This is a genomic window from Primorskyibacter marinus, assembly GCF_003313245.1.
Classification (GTDB): Bacteria; Pseudomonadota; Alphaproteobacteria; order Rhodobacterales; family Rhodobacteraceae; genus Primorskyibacter; species Primorskyibacter marinus.
Map to the genome: position 1 here is coordinate 7,501 of NZ_QJSD01000026.1, position 19,810 is coordinate 27,310.

The 19,810-nt window shown below is 58.5% G+C and carries 18 protein-coding genes and 1 pseudogene; 9 read left to right on the top strand and 10 right to left on the bottom strand.

The window, feature by feature from the left end; all coding sequences use genetic code 11:
• Positions 1–20 precede the first annotated feature (20 nt).
• Entirely contained in the window at positions 21–2,639 is a 2,619-nt protein-coding gene (clpB, locus tag DMZ65_RS17745; RefSeq protein WP_116600091.1) for an ATP-dependent chaperone ClpB, read from the bottom strand.
• Positions 2,640–3,001: 362 nt separating this feature from the next.
• On the opposite strand from clpB, the gene pyrF reads away from it, so the two are divergent.
• A complete protein-coding gene (pyrF, locus tag DMZ65_RS17755; RefSeq protein WP_116600093.1) occupies positions 3,002–3,691 on the top strand; it encodes an orotidine-5'-phosphate decarboxylase in 690 nt (229 codons plus the stop codon).
• Positions 3,692–3,774: 83 nt separating this feature from the next.
• Positions 3,775–4,068: a hypothetical protein gene (locus DMZ65_RS17760; protein ID WP_116600094.1), complete on the top strand. Its 294-nt coding sequence runs from the start codon at positions 3,775–3,777 to the stop codon at positions 4,066–4,068.
• Between the two features lie 14 nt (positions 4,069–4,082).
• On the opposite strand, the gene DMZ65_RS17765 is transcribed toward DMZ65_RS17760, so the two are convergent.
• Positions 4,083–4,505 carry an NUDIX hydrolase gene (locus tag DMZ65_RS17765; protein WP_116600095.1) on the bottom strand — a complete coding sequence of 141 codons (423 nt, stop codon included), beginning with the start codon at positions 4,503–4,505 and terminating at the stop codon, positions 4,083–4,085.
• Positions 4,506–4,565: 60 nt separating this feature from the next.
• Here DMZ65_RS17765 and DMZ65_RS17770 point away from each other — a divergent pair, with 60 nt between their 5' ends.
• Positions 4,566–5,819, top strand: coding sequence for a DNA polymerase IV (locus tag DMZ65_RS17770; RefSeq protein ID WP_116600096.1), 1,254 nt, complete (start codon positions 4,566–4,568; stop codon positions 5,817–5,819).
• Between the two features lie 5 nt (positions 5,820–5,824).
• Here DMZ65_RS17770 and DMZ65_RS17775 read toward each other — a convergent pair whose 3' ends face one another.
• From DMZ65_RS17775 to DMZ65_RS17790, 4 genes are all read right to left on the bottom strand, one after another.
• Positions 5,825–6,142, bottom strand: coding sequence for a DUF3775 domain-containing protein (locus DMZ65_RS17775; RefSeq protein WP_116600097.1), 318 nt, complete (start codon positions 6,140–6,142; stop codon positions 5,825–5,827).
• 81 nt (positions 6,143–6,223) lie between these two features.
• Positions 6,224–6,955 carry an SDR family NAD(P)-dependent oxidoreductase gene (locus tag DMZ65_RS17780; protein ID WP_116600098.1) on the bottom strand — a complete coding sequence of 244 codons (732 nt, stop codon included), beginning with the start codon at positions 6,953–6,955 and terminating at the stop codon, positions 6,224–6,226.
• Positions 6,955–7,743 carry a DUF1365 domain-containing protein gene (locus DMZ65_RS17785; protein ID WP_116600099.1) on the bottom strand — a complete coding sequence of 263 codons (789 nt, stop codon included), beginning with the start codon at positions 7,741–7,743 and terminating at the stop codon, positions 6,955–6,957. Before DMZ65_RS17785 ends, DMZ65_RS17780 begins: the two co-directional genes overlap by 1 nt.
• On the bottom strand, positions 7,740–9,035 hold the full coding sequence (locus DMZ65_RS17790) for an NAD(P)/FAD-dependent oxidoreductase (protein ID WP_116600100.1): 1,296 nt from the start codon (positions 9,033–9,035) through the stop codon (positions 7,740–7,742). The genes DMZ65_RS17785 and DMZ65_RS17790 overlap by 4 nt, the downstream gene beginning before the upstream one ends.
• Before the next feature lie 215 nt (positions 9,036–9,250).
• Here DMZ65_RS17790 and DMZ65_RS17795 point away from each other — a divergent pair, with 215 nt between their 5' ends.
• Both DMZ65_RS17795 and DMZ65_RS17800 read left to right on the top strand, forming a co-directional pair.
• Positions 9,251–9,802, top strand: coding sequence for a sigma-70 family RNA polymerase sigma factor (locus tag DMZ65_RS17795; RefSeq protein ID WP_232825051.1), 552 nt, complete (start codon positions 9,251–9,253; stop codon positions 9,800–9,802).
• A gap of 2 nt (positions 9,803–9,804) precedes the next feature.
• Positions 9,805–10,446 carry a ChrR family anti-sigma-E factor gene (locus DMZ65_RS17800; RefSeq protein ID WP_116600102.1) on the top strand — a complete coding sequence of 214 codons (642 nt, stop codon included), beginning with the start codon at positions 9,805–9,807 and terminating at the stop codon, positions 10,444–10,446.
• A gap of 78 nt (positions 10,447–10,524) precedes the next feature.
• Here DMZ65_RS17800 and dnaJ read toward each other — a convergent pair whose 3' ends face one another.
• Complete coding sequence (gene dnaJ, locus DMZ65_RS17805; protein WP_116600103.1) at positions 10,525–11,679, bottom strand: molecular chaperone DnaJ; 1,155 nt, start codon at positions 11,677–11,679, stop codon at positions 10,525–10,527.
• 78 nt (positions 11,680–11,757) lie between these two features.
• The gene (gene dnaK, locus DMZ65_RS17810) at positions 11,758–13,668 is read right to left on the bottom strand and encodes a molecular chaperone DnaK (RefSeq protein WP_116600104.1); all 1,911 of its coding nucleotides are present in this window, start codon (positions 13,666–13,668) and stop codon (positions 11,758–11,760) included.
• A 223-nt stretch (positions 13,669–13,891) separates the two neighbouring features.
• On the opposite strand from dnaK, the gene DMZ65_RS17815 reads away from it, so the two are divergent.
• Positions 13,892–14,497, top strand: coding sequence for an alpha-ketoglutarate-dependent dioxygenase AlkB family protein (locus DMZ65_RS17815; RefSeq protein ID WP_116600105.1), 606 nt, complete (start codon positions 13,892–13,894; stop codon positions 14,495–14,497).
• Positions 14,498–14,532: 35 nt separating this feature from the next.
• Here DMZ65_RS17815 and DMZ65_RS17820 read toward each other — a convergent pair whose 3' ends face one another.
• A complete protein-coding gene (locus DMZ65_RS17820) occupies positions 14,533–15,363 on the bottom strand; it encodes an ABC transporter permease (RefSeq protein ID WP_116600106.1) in 831 nt (276 codons plus the stop codon).
• Between the two features lie 140 nt (positions 15,364–15,503).
• Between DMZ65_RS17820 and cysQ the strand changes: the two genes are divergently transcribed.
• The 3 genes from cysQ to DMZ65_RS17835 all read left to right on the top strand — a co-directional run bounded on the left by cysQ (position 15,504) and on the right by DMZ65_RS17835 (position 18,861).
• Positions 15,504–16,301: a 3'(2'),5'-bisphosphate nucleotidase CysQ gene (cysQ, locus tag DMZ65_RS17825; RefSeq protein ID WP_116600107.1), complete on the top strand. Its 798-nt coding sequence runs from the start codon at positions 15,504–15,506 to the stop codon at positions 16,299–16,301.
• Between the two features lie 275 nt (positions 16,302–16,576).
• Entirely contained in the window at positions 16,577–17,470 is an 894-nt protein-coding gene (locus DMZ65_RS17830; protein ID WP_116600108.1) for a UTP--glucose-1-phosphate uridylyltransferase, read from the top strand.
• Positions 17,471–17,868: 398 nt separating this feature from the next.
• On the top strand, positions 17,869–18,861 hold the full coding sequence (locus tag DMZ65_RS17835) for a glycosyltransferase family 2 protein (RefSeq protein WP_198662732.1): 993 nt from the start codon (positions 17,869–17,871) through the stop codon (positions 18,859–18,861).
• Positions 18,862–18,960: 99 nt separating this feature from the next.
• Here DMZ65_RS17835 and DMZ65_RS17840 read toward each other — a convergent pair.
• Positions 18,961–19,735 (bottom strand): annotated as a pseudogene (locus tag DMZ65_RS17840) (IS5 family transposase).
• Positions 19,736–19,810: the final 75 nt, after the last annotated feature.

Sequence of the window (19,810 nt, forward strand, 5' to 3'; positions counted from 1 at the left end):
CGGGGCCTTGCGGCCCGTCGTCAGTGGACAACTGCATCGTCAGGTTTGGGACGGTTGGACGCACCGACCCGATCGCCGATAATCAGTCCGTCAGATCCGGCACCGACCGGAATCAAAGCGCCTTCCACGACATCTCCTGCCAGGATCATTTCGGCCAGAGGGTCCTGCAACGCGCGTTGGATCACCCTCTTCAATGGTCGCGCACCGAAGACTGGGTCATAGCCCTCGTCCGCCAGCCACTTCTTTGCTTCCGCATCAACGTCGAGCGAGATCTTCCGACCAGCCAGACGCTTCATCAGACGCCGCAACTGGATCTCCACGATTTCAGTCATGTCCCCGCGGGCAAGCCGATCGAAGATAACTGTTTCGTCCAGTCGGTTCAGGAATTCCGGACGGAAATGGGCCCGCACCGCATCCATCACGTCACGTCGCGCCTGTGCGCCATCCGCTCCATCCGGCAACTGGCTAAGCGCCTGCGACCCCAGGTTGGACGTCAGAATAATCAGCGTCTGCTTGAAGTCCACGGTCCGGCCCTGACCATCTGTCAGCACACCATCGTCAAGCACTTGCAACAGCACGTTGAACACGTCCGGATGCGCCTTTTCGACCTCGTCGAACAGCACCACCTGATAGGGGCGTCTGCGCACGGCCTCGGTCAGAACGCCGCCTTCGTCATAGCCGACATATCCCGGAGGCGCGCCGATCAGACGGGCGACCGAGTGCTTTTCCATGAACTCCGACATGTCGATGCGTACCATCGCATTGTCATCGTCGAACAGGAATTCGGCCACGGCTTTGGTCAGTTCAGTCTTACCGACACCGGTTGGCCCGAGGAACAGGAACGACCCAAGCGGACGGTTCTCGTCATTAAGACCCGCACGCGCGCGGCGCACCGCATTCGCAACCGCCTTGACCGCAGTGTTCTGACCAACGACCCGGCGATGCAGGTCATCCTCCATCCGCAGCAGCTTTTCACGGTCGCCTTCCAGCATCTTCGAGGTCGGAATACCGGTCCAGCGCTCGACCACTTGCGCGATCTGCTCGGGCCGCACGGCCTCTTCAACCATGACACCGTCTTGCTGTTGCGTCTCGGCCGTTTCCAACTGCTTTTCAAGCTGGGGGATGACACCGTAGGACAACTCTCCAGCCTTTGCCAGATCGCCGTTGCGCTTGGCAATCTCCAGATCCGCACGCGCGCGATCCAGCTGTTCCTTGATATCGCGGGCAGAGGCCAGCTTGTCGCGTTCCGCTTGCCAGTTCGCGGTCATCTCGGCGGATTGCTCTTGCAGATCGGCCAGATCCTTTTCCAGCTTTTCCAACCGGTCGCGCGAAGCCTGATCGTCCTCTTGCTTCAGCGCCTCCGCCTCAATCTGCATTTGCAGGATGTTGCGGTCCAGCTGGTCCAACTCTTCCGGCTTGCTGTCCACTTCCATCCGCAAACGGCTGGCCGCTTCGTCCATCAGGTCAATGGCCTTGTCGGGCAGAAACCGGTCGGTGATATAGCGATGCGACAGCGTCGCGGCGGCCACCAGCGCGGCGTCCGAAATCCGCACCCCGTGGTGAAGCTCGTACTTCTCCTTGATGCCCCGCAGGATCGAGATCGTGTCCTCCTCGGTGGGTTCTTCCACCAAGAGCGGCTGGAACCGGCGGGCAAGGGCCGCGTCCTTTTCAACATGCTTGCGGTATTCATCCAGCGTCGTGGCACCGACACAGTGCAACTCGCCCCGCGCCAAAGCAGGTTTCAGCAGGTTGGAGGCATCCATCGCCCCATCCGCCTTGCCGGCACCGACAAGCGTGTGCATCTCGTCGATGAACAGGATGATCTCTCCGGCCGCTGCGGTCACTTCGGACAGCACGGCCTTCAGGCGCTCTTCGAACTCACCGCGATATTTCGCACCGGCGATCAGCGCGCCCATATCCAGCGACAGCAGGCTCTTGTTCCTCAGGCTTTCGGGCACGTCACCATTGACGATCCTCAACGCCAGACCCTCGGCAATCGCGGTCTTACCGACGCCGGGCTCCCCGATCAGAACCGGGTTGTTCTTTGTTCGACGGCTCAGCACCTGCATGGCACGACGAATTTCCTCGTCACGGCCAATGATCGGATCAATTTTGCCTTCGCGCGCACGCTCTGTCAGGTCAAGCGCATATTTCTTCAGCGCGTCATAACCGTCTTCTGCCGAAGCACTGTCGGCCGTGCGGCCCTTGCGAATATCGTTGATGGCTTCGTTCAGCCCCTGCGGAGTCACGGACCCGGCTTCCAGCGCGGTTTTCGCGGCGGATTTCACCATCGCCAGCGCAGTCAGCATACGTTCGACCGGCACGAAACTGTCACCTGCTTTCGTGGCCAGTTTCTCGGCCTCGTCCAGAACCTTGCCGGTGGTGCTGTCCAGATAGACCTGACCCGCATCGCCGGACACTTTCGGAATTTTCGACAGCGCCAGCTCCAACGCTTCGACAACACGTTCAGGCGAACCGCCCGAGCGTTTCATCAGGTTGCTTGCCAGCCCCTGATCGTCGTCCATCAATGCCTTTAGAATATGTTCCGGGCTCAGCCTTTGGTGGCTTTCCCGCATCGCGATCGTCTGCGCGGCCTGAATGAACCCGCGCGCGCGCTCCGTGAACTTCTCCAAGTTCATCGTCTCTCTCCTTCGTTAAGCGCCCATTTCTTACCGTGCCTGCGAGGCAGCACACGACCTGTCTGGGCCTTCCACAATAAAGTGGCGTTACCACTACCCGGTTTCAAGTCCCTCGCCGCCAGACATTGCATTTTTTGAATGTCATTCGAGGCATCTGTGAAAACTGAATGCGCCGTCGCGTCCCGGCCTTCACCTGCGTGTAGCCCCGGCGCAGCGGACCAAGCTTTGTTGCAGGAAGACTGCGCTGCAAATCGTAAAATTCTGGTGTGGCAACACCGATCCTCGCCACTTTGTCGAAGCACGCTTGACCTTCGACCTGACGTACCGGAAAAGACCCAAACCCCATGTGAAAGGCTTGCCCCATGTCCGATGACCGCTTGATCGTCGCCCTTGACGTACCCAACGCCCTGATGGGGCTGGAACTGGCGAAAACGCTGGGGGACACCGTGTCGTTCTACAAGATCGGGCTGGGCATGCTGACAGGCGGCGGTCTGGCACTGGCCAACGAGCTGAAGCAGGAACATGGCAAACGTATTTTCCTTGATATGAAGCTGTTCGACATCGGTGCCACGGTCGAGGCAGCGGTACGCGGACTGTCCCAGTTCGACCTCGATTTCCTGACCGTGCATGGTGACCCGCATGTGGTCCGCGCGGCGCGCGAAGGCGCTGCGGGCAGCGACATGAAGATCCTGGCCGTCACCATCCTGACATCGCTTGATCGCGCCGATCTTGATGCCTCGCTCATCCGGGCAGGAGACATGTCCGATCTGGTCGCAGAACGTGCCGGACGCGCCTTTGAGGCCGGTGCCGATGGCGTCATCAGCAGCCCGCACGAAGCGGCTGTGGTTCGTGCGTTGCCCGAAGCCACCGGCCGCCTGATCGTGACGCCGGGCGTGCGCCCGTCGGGCACCGACAAAGGCGACCAGAAACGCATCGCCACGCCGCGCAGCGCCATTGATGCAGGGGCCGATCACATCGTCGTCGGCCGTCCCGTCTGGCAAGCCGAGGATCCGGCGAAGGCCGCCCGCGACATCGTGGCGGAACTGGGCTAGGAAGGCCAAACCGACTGTACCCGGAACAAATTCGGCCGAATGGGAGTTATTGTATCATAACCAAGGCTCAGCAGGCCGGTACGATGCAAAACCCTCTCGCTCAGATCAGCAATGTAACCTACAATGCGGCCAGTCAGTGTTTTGAGGCGATCGTGACCCTGCATATTGGCAATGCCCTTGTCCACATCGCCAGCGCATTTCACGCGCCCATGAACACATCATTCAGGATTATTTCCGGCGGGTTGACCCGTATCGCGTTGCGCGAGATGGAGACTGGAAATGCGCTTCTGTCGCGCCGCGTCGCCCGTGCCGCAACGCGCCACGAACAGGAAACACCACGCTGGAAGAGCCAACTGTCGGGCCAGCGCGCTGCCTGACTGCCATGCCCGGTCTAAGTCTTTGAGCGCCAGTCCAAATAATGCGCAAGTTGATCGCGGAAATGCGGGATGGCATCGGAACGACCAAGAAATTCGGTCGGTTCTATCAGACCCCAGCCCAGCCCCTCATCGCCAAACACGATGTCGGCGGCGGCTTTATCCGGTATATGTGCAACAAAGAACCAGACCCGGCCATTGGGCCGCTGATGAGAATTACGCCACACGATTTCGGCCGGATCGATCATCAACCCAACCTCCTCACACGTCTCGCGTAACGCGCAGGTCTCAGGCGTTTCGCCATCCTCGCGCCCACCGCCCGGCCAATCAAGGTATCCGGGCCAGGGAATCCCCTTGCTGTGGTCGCGGCGGATAACAAGCAATTGCTCTCCGATAAACAGGATAAGCTTTGCCCCACTGAAATTCGTATCGTCTGGCATGTCACTTCTGCTAAAAGGGCGCTGTACCGCTGATAGCAAGCCCTACCCGGAAATACGACCATGCCCGCGCTATGCCGTGACTGTCTGACCCGTTTTGACGCCGGAACGCGCTGTCCGGCCTGTCACAGCCGCCGCGTTGTCCAGAATCCTGAGCTTTTTCAGCTTTCGATTGCCCATATGGATTGCGATGCCTTTTACGCCAGTGTCGAAAAGCGCGACAATCCAGAGTTGGAAGGCAAGCCCCTTATAATCGGCGGGGGACGGCGGGGCGTGGTGTCCACCGCGTGCTATATCGCGCGGATCAAGGGCGTCCGGTCTGCAATGCCGATGTTCAAGGCGCTGAAGCTCTGCCCCGAGGCTATTGTCGTCAAGCCCCGCATGGCCGCCTATGTCGATGCCAGCCGCGCAATCCGCGCGATGATGGATGAATTGACCCCGACCATCGAGCCGCTTTCACTGGACGAGGCATTTCTGGACCTGACCGGCACCGAACGTCTGCATGGCGCGCCGCCTGCCGTGATGCTGGCCCGCCTGATCCTGCGGATGCGGAATGAATTGGGACTGACCGGATCCATCGGGCTGTCGCATAACAAATTCCTTGCCAAGCTCGCCTCTGATCTCGACAAGCCGCATGGGTTTTCGGTGATCGACAAGGCCGGAACGCAGGCGTTCTTGCGGCCACGCCCGGTGCGGCTGATCTGGGGCGTGGGGCAGGTCTCGCAAGCCGCGCTCGACAAGGCGGGCATTCACACATTCGACGACCTGTTGCGCTGGGACCGGCGCGACCTGCACGCGCGGTTCGGGTCGATGGGCGACAGGCTTTGGCATCTGGCGCGGGGCGAGGACCATCGTCGGATTTCGGCCCACAGCCCGATGAAGTCGATCTCAAACGAAACCACATTCAATGAAGACACGTCCGACCCGGATATCCTTGACGGCCACCTGTGGCGGATGTCCGAAAAAGTGGCGGACCGCGCCAAGGCAAAGGCAATGGCCGGGCGCACGGTAACGCTAAAGCTCAAACGTGCGGATTTTTCGCTGATCTCGCGGCGGGTTACACTGCGCGACGCCACGCAGATGGCCGACACGATCTACCGCACCGCGCGCGGGCTGTTCGATCAGGTCGGCAGCACCGGGCCATACCGGTTGATCGGCGCAGGCATTTCCGACCTCTGTCCGGAGGCAGACGCCGACCGCGCGCCAGATCTGCTGGACCCGACCGCCGCGCAACGCGGACAGGCCGAGCGCGCCACCGACCGCATTCGAGCGCGCTTCGGTCCCGACGCCATCGTCAAAGGCCGTGCGCTGCGCTGAGCCAGCTACATCACCTCGTCTTCCTCGTCGGTTGCCGAGATACCTAACGCTTCCAACCCGTTTTCCAGATTATCAGACAGATGCGGTGTTCCGATCAGGTAGTCGGCGGTCGGTGTCGTGGCCTCTTGTGTTGCGGTTTGGATCGCCTCTTGCAAATCCTCCACCTCGAAACTGCCGCGTCCGATCCACATGACCGCGACCAGTTCCGCCTGCTCATCCTCGTTCAGCGCGTCGATGAAGGCACGCAATTCAGCTTCGGCACGGTCAAGTTCCCGCGACATGACGATGACTTGCGCGACCTTTCGGGTGCTTATGTCCAACATGGCGCATCTCCTTTTTTCTTGCACCTACCCCAGACTGGTACGCAAAGCCTGCGCCTGTCTTTGATCCTGCGCAAGACGAGCCTACCCGAAAATACGGAAATACAGCCAATCCGGCATCAACTGGCTGCCGCGGAACACCATAGAGAACAGGCGCGGAAAACTGCGCTTGAAGGCACGGCTGTTCATATGCGCAAAGACCTGATCCGCCGCCTCGTCGGGCTGCATCAGGAAGGGCATGTTGAAATCGTTCTTGTCGGTCAGCCGCGTCCGGATGAAGCCGGGGTTGGTAACCTGTACCTCGACACCCGTCTTGCGCAGATCGCACCGCATCGATTCCGCCAGCGCAAGAATGCCCGCTTTTGACGCGGAATAGCCAATCGCACCCGGCAACCCGCGAAAGGCCGACAGGCTGGCCGTCAGAACGATATGCCCCGCCCCCCGATCAATCATCTGCGGCACGACGCGGCCCAGAACACGAAACTGCCCGGTAAAGTTGACATCCGCCATGGCAATTGCGTGGTCGTGATCCCAATTCTTTGCATCCATCGGCCAATAGACACCCGCCAGAAACACCAACCCGTCGATCAGCCCGATCGCTTCGACAGCGGCATCCACGGATGTCTGATCCGCAACATCCACGACCTGAACCTGCGCCACACCGGGCAGTTCAGCACCCAGTTTCCGCAATGGTTCTTCGCGGCGACCAGACAGGACGAGTTCCGCGCCTGCTCCGCTCATCTTGAACGCAAGCGCGCGGCCCAACCCTTCGGATGCACCGATGATCCAATAGCGTTTGCCCGCCCAATCCCGCATCAGGAGACCGTCCTGTCCGGATGGGAATGCATTTGGGCAGACACATCTTGATCCGGCGGTGTGGAACGGTGGCGGTATCTTGCCCCTTTCCACCAGAGCTTTAACGCCTGCCAGTGGATCAATCCCAGAACCCGCCGCGACCCGAATGGCCGCCGAAGACAGGCCGCAAGGATACCGCGATTCGTCAGCCGCTTGCGCGGGCCGGTCAAGGTGGCGATCAAACCGCCATTTCCGGCCAGGTAATCTATCCAGATGCCGATCCGATCCTCGCGAATGTCGAAGCGAAACGTATAGCTGCCCTCAACCGGCTGAAAGGGCGAGACATGCAACAGCTTTGCCGCACGCAATCGGTCCAGTGAGGTGATCGCCGCACCGTCCTCGCGCCTGACCAGATAACTGTGTCGGTCGCCGAACGTATTGGTAACCTCGGCGATGACGGCACATATTTCGTCATCTGCGTCGTGACACAGCCAAAAGCTGACCGGATTGAAGACATGGCCCAGGACACGCGGTTGCGTCAGCAAAAGCACCGGCCCCGACAGGTGCAGGCCATGCGCCGCCAGGACCTCGCGGGCCCATTGCGCACCCCGTCCCTGCTTCGGCGGACCGCCATGATCGCTTGCGTGCAGCGATGTCAGGTTGCCCCGACCCAGCGAAAACAGCGCGGGCATTTGCGTCGCGCGTTCCGGATCCAGCAGCACATAATCCACCGAATACCGAAAGGCATTCTCCACCCCGCCCTTGCGACTGTGGAACGTGTGCCCCGGAATATGATCGACATGTCTCATGCGGCCTGTTCCACCGCATCGCGCGCACGGATCGCCTCGCTGACATCAAGCGCGGATTTCAACCCGTCCTCATGGAAACCGTGCCGCATCCAGGCACCGGTGAACCAGGTTCTGCGGGCTCCGTTCATCGCGCGCACTTCTTCTTGAGCCTTGAGCGCGGCAAGATCAAAGACTGGATGGCGCAGGGTGGTCTGATCATAAATCAGTTCCTCGCGGATCGGGCGAGTTGAATTCAGCGTCACGAACATCGGATCGTCCTGCGGGATCGGCTGAAGGCTGTTCATCCAGTATGTAAGATCAATCCGGTCAAAGTCCCGGCGGGCATCCTCGGCATAGTTCCACGATGACCAGCACGCCCGCCTGCGCGGCATGATAGCGGCATCTGCGTGCAAGGTCACCTGATTGGGCTGATAGCGGATCGCGCCCAAGGCGGCTTGCTCCTGCGGGGTTGCATCCGACAGCAGCCTTAGTGTGTCATCGGAATGGGTGGCAAAGATCACATCGTCAAAGCTCTCCCACTCACCGCTTTGCGCACGGATTTCGACACCAAGGGCAGTGCGCCTTACCCCGGCAACCGGCGTGGACGGGCGCAGGGACACGGCACGGCTGCGCAACGAACGCTCAAGACGCCGGACATATTCCACAGACCCGCCCTTCACCGTCCACCACTGGTGCTGCCCGGTGTGGCTGAGCAACGCATGATTCTCAAAAAACTGGATCAGTGCATGTGCCGGAAAATCGAGGATCTTGTCGGTCGGGGTGGACCAGATCGCGCCGGACAGGGGCAACAGGTAATAATCGCGAAACCAGTCGCCGGTTTTCAGCTCTGCCAGAAAGTCGCCCAAAGGCTGGCTTCTGTCAGTGGCGGCCCCCAAAGCCCGCGCGTTGAAGCGCATGATGTCGCGCACCATTCCGATGAATCGCGGCCTCATCAGGTTCGACCGTTGCGCAAAAAGCGCAGCCATATTGCCTAACCCATATTCCATTGCGCCGCCGTTCAGCGAGGCACCGAAGCTCATGTTGCTTTTCACGACCGGCACGCCGAGCCGCCCGAAAAGTTTTGTCACCGTGGGATAGTTTGCATAATTGAAAACGATAAACCCGGTATCGACCGGCTGATCGCCATTTCGTCCGGCAATGATCGTTCTAGCATGGCCGCCAAGTTTTGGCCCGGCCTCGAACAGCGTCACCCGGTTGTTGTCGGCAAGAAAATGCGCAGCCCCCATTCCAGAGATCCCCGCCCCGATCACGGCAATATTTCGCGGGTGAGCCATACGGGCTTCGAAGGGCATGTGATTTCCTGTCGTTCAAATGGACTACAGGCTTGTTACGGTCTGCCTTCGCGATTGGATGTAAAGAAAAACCCAATGTTGATCCGTCTTACGCTGACAGGCGTATCAAAAGCATGTTAAGCAACGCTGAACACACAAGGCCGCAGCCAAAGCACGTCTGTTTCACGCAGATGCCAAAAGCTGCTCATCCAATCACGACGCCGGAGAAGATTTGCGTGAAAGGGACAAAGCGCGGCAACGCGACTGACTGGGTAGATCATGTGCGTCGTATCCGTGACCGTCAGGATCAGCAGGCGTTCCGCGAGTTGTTCGAGCATTTCGCGCCGCGCGTGAAAGGGTTCGTGATGCGGGGCGGCACCGACGCCGCCTTTGCAGAGGAATGTACGCAGGACGTCATGGCCACGCTCTGGCGCAAGGCGCATCTGTTTGATCCCAGCCGCGCGAGCGTTTCGACATGGGTCTTCACCATTGCGCGGAACCGCAAGATTGATCTGATCCGCAAGCAACGTCGCCCGGAACCCGAAGATCTGACTTGGGGACCCGAGGCCGAACCGGACCAAGCCGAGGTTCTGGGCCTGCAACAAGAAACTGAAGAACTGGCGCGCGCGATCGCCGCCTTACCTGAAAAACAGCGTAACTTGATCGAAAAAGCGTATTTTGGCGATCTCAGCCACAGCGAGATCGCAGAACAAACCGGCCTTCCGCTTGGCACGATCAAATCCCGCATAAGATTGGCGCTCGACCGTTTGCGCCACGCGATGAAGTGACCATGACGATGATAAAACACCACATTCCCGATGATTTACTGATGCGTTACGCGGCGGGCACATTGCCTGAAGCGTTTGATCTGATCATCGCCACGCATATTTCGATGTGTGATGAATGCCGCGCATCGGCCGAAAGCCTTGACGCCATCGGCGGAGACCTGATTGACCGCTGCGGCACCCAAGCGATGAATGACGACAGTTTCAGCCGTACATTGGATCTGATCGGCGCAAGCGCCACAATCGCGCCCAGGGTCAGCCACGACCCGTCTTTACCGGTTCCACTGGCCGATTATGTTGGCGGATCGCTTGAGACCGTAAAATGGCGCCCGGTGGGTCTGGGCGTGAAACAGGCAATTCTTCCGACGGGACCGGATGCGACAGCCCGGTTGCTGTTTATCCCCGCAGGCACGGCGGTGCCGGATCATGGCCATTCTGGGACGGAGCTGACCTTGGTTCTGCAAGGTGCCTTCGAAGATGCAACTGCCAGATTCGCCAAAGGTGACGTGGAAACTGCCGATGCTGATCTGGAGCACACGCCGATTGCCGATATCTCCGAGGATTGTATCTGCCTGGCCGTCACCGACGCGCCGTTGCGGTTCAAAGGGTGGTTGCCGCGCCTTGCGCAGCCTTTCCTCAAGATCTGATCCTGCACCGCCCGGCGTACAAAAAAACCGGCAAAGGGCCGCGCCCTTGCCGGTTTTTCTGTTTGATGAAAGGCCGGTTCAGCCTTTCATCGAATCCCAGAAGTTCTTGACCGATTTAAAGAAGGTCGAGGATTCGGGATTGTTCTCTTCGCTCAGGTTCTCAAACTCACGCAGCAGTTCCTTTTGACGGCTGGTCAGGTTGACTGGTGTCTCGACTGCAAGCTCGATGAACATGTCACCGGCAGAACCGCCCCGCAAACCGGGCATTCCCTTGCTGCGCAACCGCATCTGCCGTCCAGATTGGCTGCCTGATGGAATTTTGACGCGGCTGCGCCCGCCGTCGATTGTCGGCACCTCAATATCCCCACCAAGGGCTGCTGCGGTCATTGAAACCGGAACCCGGCAAAACAGGTTATTTCCTTCGCGCTGGAAAATATCATGCGCCGACACTTCGATGAAGATATACAGATCACCCGGAGGCCCGCCGCGCAGGCCCGCCTCGCCCTCACCGGCCAACCGAATACGGGTGCCCGTTTCGACGCCCGCAGGAATATTGACGCTCAGCGCACGCTCTTTCTGAAGGCGTCCGTTGCCGCCGCATGTGGTGCAGGGGTTCTTGATAATCTGGCCCAGACCGGAACAGGTTGGGCAAGCGCGCTCAACCGTAAAGAAACCTTGCTGGGCACGAACTTTCCCCATGCCGGAACATGTCGGGCACGTCGTTGGCTCTGCGCCGCCTTCGGCACCCGAACCGCTGCACGATCCACATTGCACCGAAGTCGGCACATTGATGGTTTTCTGCAATCCGTTGAACGCTTCTTCCAGCGTGACGCGCAGGTTGTAGCGCAGATCCGCACCACGGGCCGCACGCTGTCGGCCACCACGGCCGCCGCCGCCCATGAAATCGCCGAAGAGATCATCGAACACATCCGAAAAGGCGCTGGCAAAATCGCCTTGCTGGCCGGGATGGAATCCGCCGGGGCGTCCGCCACCGCCGCCCATGCCACCCTCAAAAGCGGCGTGGCCGAAGCGGTCATAGGCCGCCTTTTTCTCGGCGTCCTTCAGAACCTCATAGGCCTCGTTCACTTCTTTGAACTGGCCTTCTGACTCGGGATTGTCGGCGTTGCGATCGGGATGCAGTTCCTTGGCCTTACTGCGATAGGCCTTCTTGATCTCGTCCGCGGCAGCGCCTTTCTTGACCCCGAGAACATCGTAATAGTCGCGTTTCGACATTGTCGTTCTCCTTATCGCGGAACGAAACGGGCCGGCCCGATATCCGGACCGGCCCCGAGATGTTCCGCAGGCGCGGCCTTATGCCCGCTTGCTGTCGTCAAGATCCTCGAAGTCGGCATCGACGATATCGTCATCCGCACCGCTTGCATCATCTGCGGCAGAAGGACCGTCTTCACCGGCTTCCTGGCTGGCCTTGTAGATCGCTTCACCCAGCTTCATCGCGGCTTCGGTGACGTTCTGGATACCCGATTTGATCTTATCGGCGTTTTCGGTTTCCATTTCGTCTTTCAGCGCAGCAATGGCCAACTCGATCGCCTCGACAGTTGTCGGATCAACCTTGTCGGAATGCTCTTCCACCGATTTCTCGGTCGAGTGGATGAGGCTTTCGGCCTGGTTCTTCGCCTCGACAAGCTCTTTGCGAGCCTTGTCGGATTCGGCGTTTTCTTCGGCTTCGCTCACCATCTTCTCGATGTCGGCATCCGACAAGCCACCCGATGCCTGAATGGTGATCTTGTGCTCTTTGTTGGTGCCCTTGTCCTTGGCGGACACGGACACGATGCCGTTGGCGTCGATGTCGAAGGTCACCTCGATCTGGGGCAAGCCGCGCGGAGCGGGCGGGATGTCCTCAAGGTTGAACTGGCCGAGGATCTTGTTGTCGGCCGCCATCTCACGCTCACCCTGGAACACCCGAATTGTCACGGCATTCTGGTTGTCCTCGGCGGTCGAGAAGACCTGGCTTTTCTTCGTCGGGATCGTGGTGTTGCGGTCGATCAGACGGGTGAACACGCCACCCAGCGTTTCGATGCCCAGCGAAAGCGGGGTCACGTCGAGCAGCACAACGTCCTTGACATCGCCCTGAAGAACACCGGCCTGAATGGCGGCCCCCATGGCGACGACCTCATCCGGGTTCACACCCTTATGCGGCTCTTTCCCGAAGAATTTGGTGACTTCCTCGATCACTTTCGGCATGCGCGTCATACCACCGACCAGAACGACTTCGTCGATCTCGGACGTGGCGATACCAGCATCTTTCAACGCAGCGGCGCAGGGCTTCATCGATGCTTTGATCAGATCACCCACAAGGCTTTCCAGCTTCGCGCGGGTCATCTTCATCACCATGTGAAGCGGCTGCCCGTTGGCACCCATCGAGATGAACGGCTGGTTGATCTCTGTCTGGCTGGAGCTGGACAGTTCGATCTTCGCCTTTTCGGCCGCCTCTTTCAGGCGCTGAAGGGCCATCTTGTCCTGGGTCAGGTCGACCTGATGCTCTTTCTTGAACGCATCCGCCAGATAGTTGACGATCCGCATGTCAAAGTCTTCACCACCAAGGAATGTATCGCCATTGGTCGATTTAACTTCAAACAGACCGTCGTCGATTTCCAGAATGGTCACGTCAAACGTACCGCCGCCAAGGTCATAGACCGCGATAGTGCGCGCTTCTTTCTTGTCGAGACCGTATGCCAGCGCAGCGGCTGTCGGCTCGTTGATGATCCGCAGCACTTCAAGACCGGCGATTTTGCCCGCATCCTTGGTGGCCTGACGCTGAGCGTCGTTGAAATAGGCAGGAACGGTAATCACGGCTTGCGTGACGTCATCGCCTAGATAGGATTCGGCGGTCTCTTTCATCTTTTGCACGATGAAAGCCGAAAGCTGGCTGGGCGAATATTTTTCGCCTTTGGCGCGCACCCAAGCGTCGCCATTGCCACCGTCGATCACTTCAAACGGCATATTCTTGCGGTCCTTGGCCAAATCCGCGTCGTCATTCCGACGACCGACCAGACGCTTGACGCCGAAGACAGTGTTTTCCGGGTTGGTGACGGCCTGCCGTTTCGCGGACTGACCCACGAGGCGCTCGTCATCTGTAAACGCGACGATCGACGGCGTGGTGCGTGCACCTTCCGCATTCTCGATCACGCGTGGCTGCGATCCATCCATGATGGCGACGCAGCTGTTGGTGGTTCCAAGGTCGATACCAATAACTTTGGCCATGTTGCGATCCCTTTCTTATTCAAGGCGATGACACGAGGTCAGGACCCTTTATGGCATCCCTGCCCCGTTGGTGTGTAACGCGCCAGAGTTGGCCACCCTGACCCGCGCTTCGCAGGGTATATAAGGAGGCACAATTGACGCTGCAAGCGCCGCAAACCCGGTCATTCAGCAAATTTTTCGGATTTCCGTTGCGTGAGAGCATCCAACGGGGCGAAATACCGGCATGGAACCCTCGCTTACCCTGCGCGGCATTGACGTCTACCGCAGCTATCTGGACCGTCCAGAGCAGGCGGCGCTGGTAGACGACCTCCGCAACATCGTCACAGCAGCGCCCCTGTTTTCACCGGAAACCCGCTGGGGCAAGAAAATGTCGGTGCGCATGACCTCGGCAGGGCGATTCGGCTGGATTTCCGATCGAAGCGGCTACCGCTATGCCGAAAAGCATCCGAACGGCGAGGCATGGCCACCGATTCCTGGACGCGTGTTGGACATATGGCGGGCTTTGGCAAACAACCACCGCCTGCCCGAATGCTGCCTGGTCAACTGGTACGGCGAGGATGCGCGGATGGGATTGCATCAGGACCGTGACGAAGCCGACTTCAGCTTTCCCGTCCTGTCAGTATCGCTGGGCGATGAGGGTCTGTTTCGGGTCGGCACCGACGCACGCAAAGGCCCGACAGAATCTTTCTGGCTGCGTTCCGGCGATGTGGTGGTGATGGGCGGTGCGGCGCGCCTGATATATCACGGCGTGGACCGGATACGCTTTGGTTCTTCGACACTTCTTCCGCAGGGCGGACGGATCAACCTGACGCTACGGGTCGTGACGTGATCAGGATGACCGCAGTCATGGAGATTTCGAGACGGTCACCTGCGCGCCGCCCAGGAGGCTGAGGCTTTCTTGCGAGTATAGAACTCTCCCATAAGGCCGATCATCATCAGCACAACCCCCAGGATAAATGCGTATTCCCAGTTGGAGTTACGCGGATTGTAGTTGATGAATGCGTAGCCTCGGGACTGGTCGATGGCATGAAACAACGGGTTCCAGTCAAACAGTTTCAGCATCGCTGGCGGTAGCGTATTGGCCACGAACATCTTGCCGGACGCAATCATGTTGGCGCGTTGGTAAATCGTGCTGATGATGCTGACAGGTGTCGGGAACCACGGTCGCAGCGCCAGAAACACCATGCCGATCGCCGCGCCGGTGAACCAGGCCAACAGCAACATTGCCATACACCCGACGGGGTCGTGAATATCCTCAAGCAAGTCCGGATTGACCAGAACGTCATAGGCAAACAGTATAACGAACAGTGACAGAATCTGAATATACAGCGCCGAAACCATAGCTGAACAGATCACGATGGCGGTGTTCATCGGCGCATGCTGCATCATCGGGCTTGTCGGCCCTTCTGCTCCCGATACCGCGCCCAGAGTCTTCACATGGGTCATAAACAGAAAAACCCCTGTCATAATATAGACCATGAAGTCGCCAGAGATACCGGCACCGCGCAATCCCAGGATGATGAACATGAAATAGAACGCCATCACGAAAATGATCGTCTGAAGCATGTTGATCAACAGCGCCATAAATGCATTGCCGTGCGTCTTGCGCACCGACCTGACGCTGCCGTGATAAATCAGCTCTGCAATATTGATGGCGGATCCGAAGGTGGACCGCGGCTTGGACTGTTGAAACATCGGCACACTGCTCCGGATCGGGGACCCCTGGGCATCCGGACTTCTTGCCGTTCCGCCTAAGCGGTATCATAAGGGGCAAGACCCTGCTAATCAATGAATCCGCGCAACGCTTGTGTGCCGGCGCCCAAAGGAGGCTTGATTTGAATTACGAAACCCTGACCCGCGTGATGCGCAAATTGTCGCTCGAAGCCGGCGATCTGATTATGGACATCTACAACGCCGACGATTTCGGCGTGAAGGTCAAATCCGATGACAGCCCGGTCACAGCAGCAGATGAGGCCGCGGACGCGCATATCTCTGCGGGCCTGCGAGAGGCGTTTCCCGACGTGGCGCTGGTCACCGAAGAACAGGCCGCAAGCCATTCGGTCGATGCGCGGACCTTTCTGATCGTCGATCCGCTGGACGGCACGAAGGAATTCATCAACCGCCGGGGAGATTTCACCGTCAACATCGCGCTGGTAGAAAACGGCGTGCCAACGCGCGGCGTTGTCTATGCCCCGGCAAAGGGGCGGCTGTTCTATACTGGCTCCACCGGTGTTTCGGTTGAAGAAACCGGTGCGTTCGACAAGGACGAGTCAGGCGAAACCACCCAGATGAGCGTTACAACACCCGATAATGACGGATTGATGATCGTCGCGTCCAAATCGCATCGTGATCAGGCAACCGATGACTATATTGGCAAATACAACGTCAAGGACATGACCAGCGCCGGATCCTCTCTGAAATTCTGCCTTGTCGCAACTGGCGAGGCTGACATTTACCCACGCCTTGGCCGCACGATGGAATGGGACACGGCTGCGGGGCACGCCGTCTTGGCCGGCGCAGGCGGGCACGTCGTACGCTTTGACGACCATACCCCGCTGGCTTATGGCAAGGACGGGTTTGCCAATCCGTTCTTCATTGCTTACGCCCCCGGCGTAACCCTGCAAGACGCCTGAAAACAGAACGTCGGCGGAGCGCAGCCCTGTCCCGCCGACGCTATTTTGTGGCACCATGCGCTTGCCATGCCTGCCTATTTCATATCTTCACTATGTGTCGTGACGCCGAAATAATAATCCCGTTTCGGCAAATGCGCGCGAAATGCTCTGCAATTCCCCTGAATCCAGGCTAATTTCGGTAGTTTTTCAGTATGAATGTTAGGTATTTCTAGTCTAAGAAGTGTTCGAAACAATTTTTGACGTTATGTGACGTTGCCCAGATCAGGAGAAACGGTATGCGAAACAAGGTTACCAAAGCGATTTTCCCGGTTGCTGGACTTGGCACACGATTTCTGCCCGCGACGAAATCTGTCCCGAAAGAGATCATGACATTGGTCGATCGCCCGCTGATCCAATACGCTATTGACGAGGCGCGCGCCGCCGGGATCAAAGAATTCATCTTCGTGACCTCACGCGGCAAAGGCGCGCTGGAGGATTACTTCGATCAGGCACCGCAATTGGAAAGCGAACTGCGCAAGAAGGACAAGACAGAGCTGTTGGACGTGCTGGAAAGCACCAATATGGAATCCGGGGCGATCGCCTATCTGCGTCAACACAAGGCGCTTGGGCTTGGTCATGCGGTGTGGTGCGCCCGCCGTCTGATCGGAAATGAACCTTTCGCTGTGATGCTGCCCGACGACGTGATCGCTGCCGAAAAACCCTGCCTTCAGCAGATGGTAGAGGCCTATGAAGAGGTTGGCGGGAATATGGTCGCGGCGATGGAAGTTCCTCGGGACAAGGCCAGCTCCTACGGTGTGCTCGACATTCAGGAAGACATGGGCGCGATGGTATCGGTCAAAGGCATGGTCGAGAAACCCGACCCTGGCATGGAGCCGTCAAACCTTGCTGTTATCGGTCGTTACATTCTTACGCCCAACGTGCTGGGTAATCTCAATAAAATGCGCGCAGGTTCCGGCGGAGAGATTCAGCTTACCGACGCCATTGCCCAAGAGATCGGGAACGACGACGGCGTCTACGGGTTCCGCTTTCGCGGGCAGCGCTTTGATTGCGGCTCCAAGGCTGGTTTCCTGCAAGCGACCGTTTCATTCGGCCTTGCCCGTGGCGATTTGAAGGACGACCTCCGCCGCTTCCTGACGCAAGTTGTGGCAACGGAGAAAGCCGCCGAGTAGCCCGTCTTGGCACCCGCCCGCATAGACGGTGATGCGGCCGCGACATTATTCTTCGGCAATGGCTTTGGGCTTCGTGTGGCAGGACACAGTTGGGCTTGGCGGCAGCGCCCCCAGAGGCGTGTGGGCAAGTCTCCTTCGGCAATCGGGCGATCCTGATTATCCGCACCGAACTTTGAAAGCGTCGTTCATTCACTGCAACGCAGGATGTCGGGATTACAGGCGCTTTCTTTGTTGTAGGCTGAGACGCACGCCCCTCTCACGAGACACTTGTTTGAACTAAACTGGTCCTCAATACGAAATCAGACGGCGGCTCAATGTGGTCAGAAGCGGTCGACAACAGGACGGAGCGGTCATCCGGAAAGGTGGAATGTGGGCCGACAGACGTGGCAAGATCTTGGATGGGCTACAAGCTGCGCTGGAAACGCCGCAGGCTGCTGCTTCGGGCGCTGCGCAAAAGGCGTCAAATGCGATGCGTTGCTGACCGCACAGGCACCCTGATCTCCACCGACATTCTGCTATTTGCCACGGTGCGCAACGAAGCACTGCGCCTGCCCTTCTTTCTGGAGCATTATCGCAAGCTGGGCGTCGCGCATTTTCTGATCGTCGACAATGGCAGCACCGATGAAACCCAAGATCTGTTGGCCAATCAATCTGATGTGTCACTTTGGCATACGACTGCCAGTTATCGTCTGTCACGCTTTGGCCTCGACTGGCTGACATGGCTTATGGCGCGTCACGGTCATGGTCATTGGTGCCTGACGGTCGATGCTGACGAAATTCTGATCTACCCGAACTGGGAAACACGCCCCCTGCCCGCGTTGACGGAATGGCTGGACGAATGTCAGACTCCATCATTTGCGGCAATGATGCTGGATATGTACCCAAAAGGCCGCGTTGATGCCCAAAGTTATGCGCCGGGGCAAAATCCGTTGGAGATTGTGCCGTGGTTCGACCACGGCAACTACCGGATTCAGATGCAGCCGCATTTGAGAAGTCTGTGGATTCAAGGCGGTGTCCGCGCGCGGAAGTTCTTTGCCGACAGACCGCAGCGCGCGCCCACGATGAACAAGACGCCGCTCGTCCGCTGGAATCGCCGCTATGCATATCTGAACTCGACCCATGCGCTGTTGCCACCCCGTCTGAACCAGGTTTATGGCGAGGCGGAAATCCTGTCGGGGCTGCTGCTTCACACCAAGTTTCTCGACACGATCGTCCAGAAATCCGAGGAAGAGAAGGCGCGCCAGGAACACTTCAACAACAGCGCAGTCTATGAAGATTACTATGAGGCATTGATGCAGGCCCCTGATCTTTGGTGCGAAGATTCAACCCGCTACATCAGTTGGCGCCATATGGAGGCACTGGGCCTCATGTCGCGCGGCAACTGGATGTGAGACGCGACAGGTTTACGATCCGTCGTGATATGCCTATGTTTTAAATCAACAATACCAAAATGGTCGCTCTGCCCCCAACCAAAACGGTTCTTAACTTGTTTAGGCAGCCGACTCATAAAACTCGATCCACAGCCTGACCGATGCCAATTTGATCATCGACAGGAAATTGCGTGACGTCTTCTCGTATCGGGTTGCGATACGGCGGAACGAGGCTTTCAGCCTGCCAAAGAAACGCTCGATTTTGTTGCGTTCCCGGTAGATTGCAGCATCAAATTCGGCGGGTAGTTTGCGGTTGGCCTTGGGAGGGATCACGTCGATAGCGCCCTGTTCCCAGATCAAGTCTCTGATCCAGTCTGCGTCATATGCTTTGTCCGCGAGCACATGTTGGCCAGGTTGCAAATTGTCCAGTAGCGCCTTGCACGGCGGCGCGTCATGAGCTTGGCCGGGTGTCAATTCATATCGGATCGGCAGCCCATCCTGATTGGTAAGTGCATGTATTTTCGTTCCTAATCCGCCCCGTGAGCGACCTAAACAGCGGCGCGGGTCTTTTTTTGAGAGTCGTGGCGGAATGATGCGCGCGCACGCTGGTCCCGTCGACCATCACTGTGTCCACGTTATGCGCGTCGGCGATGGCGTCCATGATCCGGTCCCAGTGGCCCGCATAGCTCCACCGGTTGAAGCGATTATAGACCGTTGTCGGTGGGCCATATTCGCTGGGCAGATCGGCCCAAGGGATGCCGGTGCGCAGGACGTAGAAAATACCGTTGATCACGCGGCGGTCATCCACCCGCTTCTTGCCGCGCGTTTTGTTAGGTAAGACAGCTTTGATGAATTCCCATTCCAGATCGCTCATGTCTGATCGTGCCACTTCCATCCTCCCGCCCGTTGTTTAGACGAAATGAATCACAAACTTATGCTCCTAAACAAGAATTAATGGGTGTGCTGCCTA